The following is an 8,953-nucleotide window of genomic DNA, read 5'->3' as shown; positions in this document are numbered from 1 at the left end:
GGATCGACCCGGCATTCCCTGCGCGGCGGTTTTCACGCTTACTTTGCGCTCTCCCCGGTGTCCGGCTCGTTAGCCACCGTCGTCAGCGCGACGCCTGAGCGCCGTCGCGAACTTGGCGCCAGCTTCGGGGCGCCAGGACCACGCAACTTCACGTCCGCAAGCACATCGTTCGTCCGCGCCTCGGAGGAAGCGCTGCGACGTCTCGCGGCCACCGCATCCCCGCCTCGCGTGTCGTGACGATCGCGCGCAACGCCCCTTCGTGGTGAGGCGGGATGCGCGGGACAATCGTCGTGATTTGCCCGACGGCGCAAGGCGTCTGGTTGCGACATTTCAACACGACGGGCAGTTTCGGCATGGCTGCGATGTGCCAACTGCCCGTCGGGCAAATGATGGCCGCCGCGAGGCCTGCGGCATATCGCGCGAGATCGACGGCCAGAAGCCGTGCCGATTGTGGATTTTTGTCGAATGACGCGTATCGTTTGCGGCTCTCCTGCGGCGCGACTGTGGACGAATGGAATGTCGACTAATTAGTTTCGCTAATGTGCGATCAGCGGTCGCCGCCGCAACGCTTCGGAGCGGCTTGTTGCGAATGCTCCTCACGACCGCATGAAATCTCCCCAGCTCGGCAAAATTTCCGCCGACCTTTGCCGGTCATTTCAGGGCAAGGGGAGCAGATGGCGCACACATGCGTGTGATGTCGGCCGGCGCCCTGACGTCATCGCAATCGTCTCTGCACAGCCCGGCGTTCCGTTGCAAGCTCACTCACCTCATAAGACCGGCGCGTTCGCCCTGCGGACGAAGCGGCTCATGGTGACGCGATCCCCAAAAGGGGTCACGCTCGCGCTCGTCGAGGTTTTGCTGCTGACCGTGATGGTGGTCGATGCGGCGTCGGCGCAGCAGACCATCAAGGCCAAGCCGACCGACGTCGTTCCAGGACGCGCCGATCGGCTGTTCTTCCGTCACATCACCGCGCGCAGCATCTACTACAACGTGCCCAGAATCGCCAACGACAGCCGGACGCTGATGATGCGCCAGGATCCGCGCAGCGTCAGCGCGCTGTTGCGGCCGGTGCGGGAGGCCGGAGCGCCGGCGCTCGCTGCGCCGGGCAGGGCAGGTGTGCCGGCGGGCGGCTTTGGCTTCGCGGCGTTCCAGCCGGCGCGCAGCGCCCTCGTGCCGGCGCGCGCGGCAGCTCCGCAATCCGTTCCCAAGCAGATCGCGGCAACGCCTGCGGCACCCGTTGCGGCGGCGCCGGTCCAGCCGCAGCAGACCGTTGCTGCAGCTCAGCCGGCCGCGGTGCTGCGCAATCGCGACGTTCTGCCTGATCGAAACCTCGACGCCGTGAAGCCGCCGCCGCTCTCGCCCGAGGCCAAGCCCTATGATCCGACCGGCATCACGATGGGCTCGTTCCTCGTCAAGCCGGCGGTCGAGATCCAGGCCGGCTATGACACCAATCCCACGCGCCGCAAGGGCGGGCAGGGATCGCCGGTCGTGATCGCGGCCACGGAGGTTTCGGTGCGCTCGCAATGGGAGCGGCATCAGCTCAATGCCGATATCCGCGGCGCCTATACCGAGGACACCAACGTCCGCTCGCTCAGCCATCCGACCTTCGAGGCCCGGGCGCAGGGGCGTTACGACGTGATCGAGGGCACGGCCCTCACCGGTGAGGCCCGTTTTGTCAACGACGCGCTGGCGCTGCCGGGGGCGCTCAAGCTGCCGCGCGCCACGACGTTCGGCGGCAGCGCCGGCGTGCTGCAGAAGATCGGCCCGACCGAGATCGCGTTCAAGGGATCGGCCGACCGCGTCGTCTTCAACGACGCCGTGATCACGGCCAACGTGCCGTTGCGGACGCAGGATCGCAACTACACGCAGCCGGGCGCGCAGCTGCGCGTCACCTATGTGCTGACGCCGAACATCGCGCCCTTTGTCGACATGAGCTTCGACCGCCGCAACCACGATCTGCAGGTCGATTTCAACGGACAGCGGCGCGACTCCACCGGCATCGCGGGCCGCGCCGGCGCCGTCGTCAACATGGGATCGCTGACCGGGGAGGCTTCGGTCGGCTATCTCACCCGTCGCATGGACTCGCCGATGATGCCCAACATCAGCGGCGTGATTGCCGACGCGACGCTGGCCTGGGCCGCGACCGATGCGACGACCTTCGTGCTGGTGGCGCGCTCGCAGGCGTCCGAGACGCCGGCGATGAACGTCTCGGGCATCCTGTCGCGCGACGTGATCCTGCAGATGGATCATCAGTTCGAACCCTGGCTGATCGGCACCATGCGCGCCGGCTATGGCCAGGATCAGTTCGTCGGCATCGGCCGGGTTGACCAACGCATGTTCGTCGCCGCGGGCGGCGTCTACAAGATGAGCCGCAACATCCACCTGAAGAGCGAAGTGCGCACCGAATGGACTCGCTCCAATGTCGCGCTCAACAATTTCATGGCGGTGGTGGGCGTGGTCGGCGTCAGGGTCCAGTACTGAGACGGGTCGCGACGATCCGTTTTCGAACCTCGCATCAGTTCGTCGTGTACGAGCAGGACCACCCGTGTGGCTAAGCCTCACCCCGACCCTCTCCCCGTGAAGAGCGAGTAGAGGGTCGCGCACGTACTTGCAACCAAGAGCTCGGGTTGCATGGGGCGTCAGAAACTAATCGGTTCGGTCGGAGCGAACTCTGCCGGTGCCGACGGTGCCACCTCTCCCCGCTTTTTGCGGGGAGAGGTCGGATCGCGCAGCGATCCGGGTGAGGGGCATGGCGCATGCGCAACTACATGTAAGGTTCATCGGACGGGCACGACGGCTCCGCATCGATGAAAGCCTCGAAGGCGTGCTCACGATCATCTCCTGAAACTGGCAGAACGTCAGGAGTCAGCATAGCCGCACCGCCTCTGCCGCTGCCCCTCGCGCCGACCCTTCCGCGGAAAGGGGCTGACAGCGAGCTCACCGTGCTCGCGTGTCGGCCACGCAAAAAAAAGCCCCGCCATGGGGGACGGGGGTGAAGGCATGGCATGTCCGGGCTGATGGGGAGCCGGGGAGCGGGTCACGCGGCGGGGTGAGGTCAAGTCCCGTCTCGTGAGCATCATTCCCCGGCCGGTTGGGCATGCGGCTGGTGATGGCCTTGTTCTCGTTATCGGGCCCCGCGCCGCCCCAGGGGTAAGGGGCGCGCGGCGCGGGACGCCGTGGCCTTACTGCTCGAGCGCGGCCAGGGCGGCGTTGCCGATCTTCTGCGCCTCGGCCCAGGCGGCCTGTGTCGCCTGCTGCGCGGCGGTGTAGCCGGCCTGGATCTGCTGCTGCGCGGCGGCGCGCAGGGCCTGCTCCTGCTGTTCGCCGGTCTCGCGGGCCTGGGTGAGGGCCTGGTTGTCGGCGTTCAGCGTGGCGTTGGCGGCGTTGAAGGCATTGGCGGTGGTTTGCGCCTTCGCCTGAGCGGCAGCCAGTGCGGCCTGATTGGCGGCGTTGTTGGCGCGCTCGAGCACCTCGGCGGCCTCCTGCGCGTCCTGCTTGGCCTGTTGCGCGGCCTGGCGCGCCTGCTCCAACGCCTGACGGTCGGCATTGACCTTCTGCTCGGCCGCCTCGACCGCCGCATCGATCGCGCCGATCTTCTGGTTCAACGCGGCCTCGACGGTCTTCTGGTTCGCCGATGCCGCGGCGTTGGCCGCCTGGGTCTTCTGCTGGGCGACCGCACGGGCCTGCTCGCCGGTCTTCAGCGCCGCCTGGAGTGCGGCCTGCTCAGCCGCCTCATTGGCCTGCTGATTGTTGTTGTTATTGTTGTTGTTGTTGCCGCCGTTGCCGGCCGCCGCGCCGCCGCCATTGTTGGCATTGCCGCCGTTGTTGGCGTTGCCGCCATTGTTGGCGTTGCCGGCGGCCTGGCCGGCCTTCGCGGCGGCTTCCGCGGTCTCGCGCGCCGTGTCCTTGGCGGCGTTGGCGGCTTCCTTGGCCTCGTTGGACACGTCGATGTCCTTGTCGAGCTTCTGGAAGGCGGCCTGCAGCGCGGCCGAGGCGGTGGTCAGCTTCGCGGCGGCCGCAGCAGCGGCGGCCTTGTTGGCGGCGGTCGGGTTCTTCTCGGACTGCTCCTGGGCTTCGATGGCGGCGCCCTTTGCGTTCTGCTCGGCCTGACGCGCGACGTCGATCGCCTTGCGGTCGGCGGCGACCTGGGCCTCCGCATTTGCGGCGGTCTGCGCTGCGGCTGCGGCGGCCGCATTGGCCTTGGCGACGGCGTCGTTGTTCGCCGCACCCGCGGCCGCGGCCTTGGCCGGGGTTGCGGCGGCGGCAGCGGGCGCCGCAGCCGCCTTGGCGACAGCGACGGTGGTGGCAGCCGGCTTGGCAGCGGCGGTCGTCGTGCTGGTGGTGGCAGCGGCAGCCTTGGCGGTGCCCGTGGTCGTCGCTGCCGCGGCGGCTGCGGCGGGCTTGGCGACCGGGGTTGGCGTCGCAGCCGTGGCAACGGTGGTGGGCTTGGTTGCGGTGCCGGTGGTCGCAGCGGCGGCAGCGGTAGCAGCAGTTGTCTTGGCGGCGTTGCTCGCCGCGGCTGCGGCTGACGTGGCGGCAGCCTTCGCAGCGGCATTGGCCGCTGCCTTCGCGGCGGCGTCAGCCGCGGCCTTCGCGGCCGCCTTGGCGGCGGCATCCTGCGCGGCCTTGGCGGCGGCGTTGGCAGCGGCCTTGGCGGCCGCATCCTGCGCAGCCTTTGCGGCGGCTGCGGCAGCAGCCTTGGCCGCAGCCTCCTGCGCGGCCTTCGCCGCGGCATTGGTCGTGGCCGAGGTGGCGAGCGCGGTCGTCATCGCCTGCGCATGAGCCTGATGCGGCAAGGCCGCCACCGCGAGCGCGGACATGAGGGCAAGCACGCTGACGTGGCGATAGAGGTCGGTTCTCGAGGTCGCCGTTTGAAGGTTCTTCTTGTCCGCCATCAGCTCAACTCCATTGGTACGCTGGATTGGATGATGGAACCTTCTGATAATGATTTTGGCTTGCAGGATGGTCGGACCTTGCAAGCAGCAAGGCGTCCGCCTGCATCCTGACGGCAGGATTTCGCGATGTTTGCGGCGGAGCGGCTGCGGCGCGGTGGCGCAGGGGAGCAGAAAGCTTTCGAAACAAATGCTTGCGGCTGAAACCGCCGGTTGCACCGTTGCGGCGGGGCGGTGAGCATTTCACGGCAGGTCATGCTGTCGCCATGGTGACGCGACGCATTGTCGCATCACTGGCGATTGACAAGCCGTACGCTGAGCGAACGGGCGCCTCAGCTCTTCTGCGCGTAGAGCAGCGGCACCGCGGAGTCGACCATCACCTCGACGAGGCTGGTGCCGTCATGAGCGAGACTGCGCGCGAGCGCTGCGGGCAGGTCGGCCGACCGGCTGACGCGCACGGCGTCGCAGCCCATGCCCTCGGCGAGCTTGACGAAGTCGAGGCCGGGCAGCTCGAGCCCGGGCACGTTGCGCACCTGCATGACCTGGCTGAAGGAGCGCATCGCGCCATAGCCGGAATTGTTGATGACGACGACCGTCATCGGCAGCTTGCGCTGGGCCGCGGTCCACAGCGCCTGCAGCGAATACATCGCCGAGCCGTCGCCGATCAGGCAGACGATGCGATCGTTCGGGCGTCCCAGCGCCATGCCGACCGCGGCCGGCAGGCTGTAGCCAAGCCCGCCGCTCGCCATCGTGTAGAACGAGTCCGCGCCCGGCATCGGCATGTACTTGTGCATCACGGGCCGGTGCGAGGGGATCTCCTCGACGACGGCACTGCCTTGGGGCAGCGCCTGCGACAGCGTGTGAAGGAGATAGTCGACGGGAATCGGATCCGCGGGCTTCGGCGCCTCCGGCAGCACGCGGCCCTTCGGCGCGGCGCGCTTCGCCTCCGGCAGCAGCTCCAGCAGCAGCGACAGCGCGGGGCGCATCGTGGCGATGATGCTGGTGCCGATCGGCGGCACGGAAGCAGCCTCCGCATCGTCGGTGATCTGATAGAGCGTGGTTGCGCCGTCGAAGATCGCGGCGTGGCCCTCGACATGGAAGGTGAAGACCGGCGCGCCGATCACGACCACGACGTCGTGGGGCTTGAGTGCATCGGAGAGCTGCCCGGGGGAGGCGTGCAGGAAACCCTGGAATTGCGGGTGCCGCTCGGGGAACGAGCAGCGCGCCGAGAACGGGCTGACCCAGACGCCGGCCTTGGCCTTCTCCGCGACCTCGACCATCAGATCGACGCAAGCCGCGCGATCGATGCCGGGACCGACGACGAGCGCGGGATTCTTCGCCGATGTCAGCGCTGCGACCAGCTCATCCATCGCGGCGCGATCCGGGCCGAGCTCGCGGCTGACCTTGCGCGCAGCCACCGGCTGAGCCGGATGCATCCAGTCGTCGATCGGGATAGACACGAAGGTCGGGCCGCAGGGCGGCTGCATTGCCGTGTAGTAGGCGCGCGCGATCGCGCCCGGCACGTCCTCGGGCCGCGCCGGCTCGACGCTGTATTTGACGTAAGGGCGCGGGAATTCGCTCGGGCGCTCGGCATAGAGGAACGCCTGCAGCGGCAGGATCGAGCGCGCCTGCTGGCCGGCGGTGATGACCAGCGGCGTCTGGTTGCGATGCGCGGTGTAGATGTTGCCGAGCGCGTTGCCGACGCCGGCGGCCGAATGCAAATTGACGAAGCCGGCATTGCGCGTCGCCTGGGCATAGCCGTCGGCCATGCCGACCACGCTCGCCTCCTGCAGGCCGAGCACGTAGTCGATGTCGTCGGGCCAGTCGCTGAGGAACGGCAGCTCGGTCGAGCCGGGATTGCCGAAGACGCATCTGATGCCGAAGGCGCGCAGCAGCTCGAAGGTGGCCTGCTTGACGGTGACGGGCTTGGTCGTTGTTTTCGTTGTCTTGGCCACAGGCGTTTCCCTCGAGTGTCCGTGTGTGCGGTCATTCCGGGGCGATGCGGAGCATCGAACCCGGAATCTCGAGCGGTTCTTTTCACTCATCTCGAGGTTCCGGGTTCGATGCTTCGCATCGCCCCGGAACGACGGGCTTATATCACCAACTCGCGTTGCCCTTCATCGTCGGCTGGCGCTCGGCGTTGGCGGTCCACAGCTCCAGGCCGCCGTCCGTGTCATTGGCATTGACCGAGAACTCGCTGCCTTCGAACAGCGGCTGCACGCCGCGATAGGCGAATGTGGCGGGCGGCTTGCCCCTGAGCTTGGCGGCGAACTCGACCAGCAGCGCGGCCTGCAACGGGCCGTGGAAGATCAGCCCGGGATAGCCCTCGACCTTGGTGACGTAGTCGCGGTCGTAATGGATGCGGTGGCCGTTGAAGGTCAGCGCAGAATAGCGGAACAGCAGCACGGGATCCGAGACGTGGGTCTCGCTGTGCCGCGCGACCGGCGGAGGCGGCGGCGCCTTCGCCGGCGCAGCCGGCGCGCCACCCATGTCGCGATAGACGATGTCCTGGCGCTCGCGGATCGCTGTCCCGCGCGGCGTCGACACGACGTGCTCGACCGCGACGAAGCAGAGCTGGCCGGTCGAGCCGCTCTTCAAGGTGACATCCGTGATCGTCGACGCGCGCGTGGCGAGGTCGCCGACGCGCAAGGGATCGACGAACTGCACCTCGCCGCCGGCCCACATGCGGCGCGGCAGCGGCACCGGCGGCAGGAAGCCGCCGCGCGTGGGATGCCCATCGGGGCCGAGCTGATCGTGCGGAAACACCGGCTGACCCAGGCACCAGTGCACCGTGTAGGGCGCGATGTCGCCGGTCGTGGGCTCGCCGATGTCCTGGAACAGCGTCGCGCGCAGGCCTTTGGTCAGTTGCGCGGTGACGATGTCGACGGCCTCGGCGCTGCGGCCGACCCATTGACGGAGATGATCGAGATCAAGCGCATCCGTCATGATCAGCCCTTTCGCTGATGGGGCGAGGGGGCTTCGCCGATCGCGGGTACGGCACCATAGTGCCTGTCGTCATCTACCACGATCGCCGCCGGCGCCGGATAGGAGACGACGCCGTTCGGCGTGTCGACCTCGATGCGACGCAGATGCGGATGGGTTGCGAGATCCGCCATGCTGTTGACCTCGGCAAACGCAATGTCGGCCGCGGCGAGTTTTGTCAGCAGCTCGTCACGCGACAGTGCCGCGAAGCGCTCGGCGACGATGCCGTCGGTGAGCGCCCGGTTGCGGACGCGCTCGACCATGTTGGCGAAGCGCGGATCGTCGGGCAGGCCGGGCTGCTCCAGCACCTTGGCGCACAGCGTCTTCCACTCGCGCTCGCTCTGGATCGAGATCAGGATGTCCTTGCCGTCCTTCGAGGTGAACACGCCATAGGGCGCGATCGAGGGATGGGCGAGGCCGATGCGCTTCGGCGCGTTGCCGGCCTCGGCGTTGAGCAGGGGCACGGTCAGCCAGTCGGCCATGACGTCGAACATCGAGATCCGGATATCGGCGCCCTCGCCGGTGCGGCCGCGCCTGATCAGCGCCTCCAGGATCGCGGCATGCGCGGTGGCGCCGGTGGCGACATCGACGATCGACATGCCGACGCGCGACGGCCCTTCCGGGCCGCCGGTGATCGAGGCGAGCCCGCTCTCGGCCTGGATCAGCAGATCATAGGCCTTGCGGTCGGCATAGGGGCCGGTGTCGCCATAGCCGGTGATGGTGCAGCAGATCAGCTTCGGATAGTCCTTGCGCAGCCGCTCGCGGGCGAAACCCATCTTGTCCATCGAGCCTGGCTTGAGATTCTGCAGCAGCACGTCCGCGCTGGCGATCAGCGTCTCCAGCTCCGCGCGGCCTTCCAGCTTGGCGAGATCGACGACGCGCGACACCTTGCCGCGGTTGAGCCAGACGAAGTAGCTGCTCTGGCCTTTCGCCGCGGCGTCATAGCCCCGGGCGAAATCGCCCTCGGGCCGTTCGATCTTGATGACGTGGGCGCCGGCATCCGCCAGGCGCGACGAGCAGAACGGCGCAGCCACCGCCTGCTCGACGGCGACGACGGTGATCCCTTCAAGCGGAAGCAT

Annotated in this window: 6 protein-coding genes; 2 read left to right on the top strand and 4 right to left on the bottom strand. The window is 68.0% G+C overall.

All coding sequences use genetic code 11. The features are described from left to right. On the top strand, positions 1–237 hold a 237-nt coding region (locus BRAO375_RS38440; protein WP_083842600.1), incomplete at its 5' end, for a hypothetical protein. 570 nt (positions 238–807) lie between these two features. Beyond that, the gene (locus BRAO375_RS34715) at positions 808–2,481 is read left to right on the top strand and encodes an outer membrane beta-barrel protein (protein ID WP_244423437.1); all 1,674 of its coding nucleotides are present in this window, start codon (positions 808–810) and stop codon (positions 2,479–2,481) included. Between the two features lie 701 nt (positions 2,482–3,182). On the opposite strand, the gene BRAO375_RS34710 is transcribed toward BRAO375_RS34715, so the two are convergent. From BRAO375_RS34710 to BRAO375_RS34695, 4 genes are all read right to left on the bottom strand, one after another. After that, on the bottom strand, positions 3,183–4,895 hold the full coding sequence (locus BRAO375_RS34710; RefSeq protein WP_009032100.1) for a hypothetical protein: 1,713 nt from the start codon (positions 4,893–4,895) through the stop codon (positions 3,183–3,185). Positions 4,896–5,224: 329 nt separating this feature from the next. Next, positions 5,225–6,847 carry a benzoylformate decarboxylase gene (mdlC, locus tag BRAO375_RS34705; RefSeq protein ID WP_009032099.1) on the bottom strand — a complete coding sequence of 541 codons (1,623 nt, stop codon included), beginning with the start codon at positions 6,845–6,847 and terminating at the stop codon, positions 5,225–5,227. A 142-nt stretch (positions 6,848–6,989) separates the two neighbouring features. Continuing rightward, positions 6,990–7,838: an HTD2 family dehydratase gene (locus BRAO375_RS34700; protein WP_009032098.1), complete on the bottom strand. Its 849-nt coding sequence runs from the start codon at positions 7,836–7,838 to the stop codon at positions 6,990–6,992. 2 nt (positions 7,839–7,840) lie between these two features. Beyond that, positions 7,841–8,953 (bottom strand): CaiB/BaiF CoA transferase family protein, encoded by a 1,113-nt coding sequence (locus BRAO375_RS34695; RefSeq protein ID WP_009032097.1) that lies wholly within the window; start codon positions 8,951–8,953, stop codon positions 7,841–7,843.

The organism is Bradyrhizobium sp. ORS 375 (genome assembly GCF_000239775.1).
GTDB lineage: Bacteria > Pseudomonadota > Alphaproteobacteria > Rhizobiales > Xanthobacteraceae > Bradyrhizobium.
The sequence above is the reverse complement of the archived record's forward strand: the minus strand, read 5'-3'. Positions and strand labels throughout refer to the sequence as shown.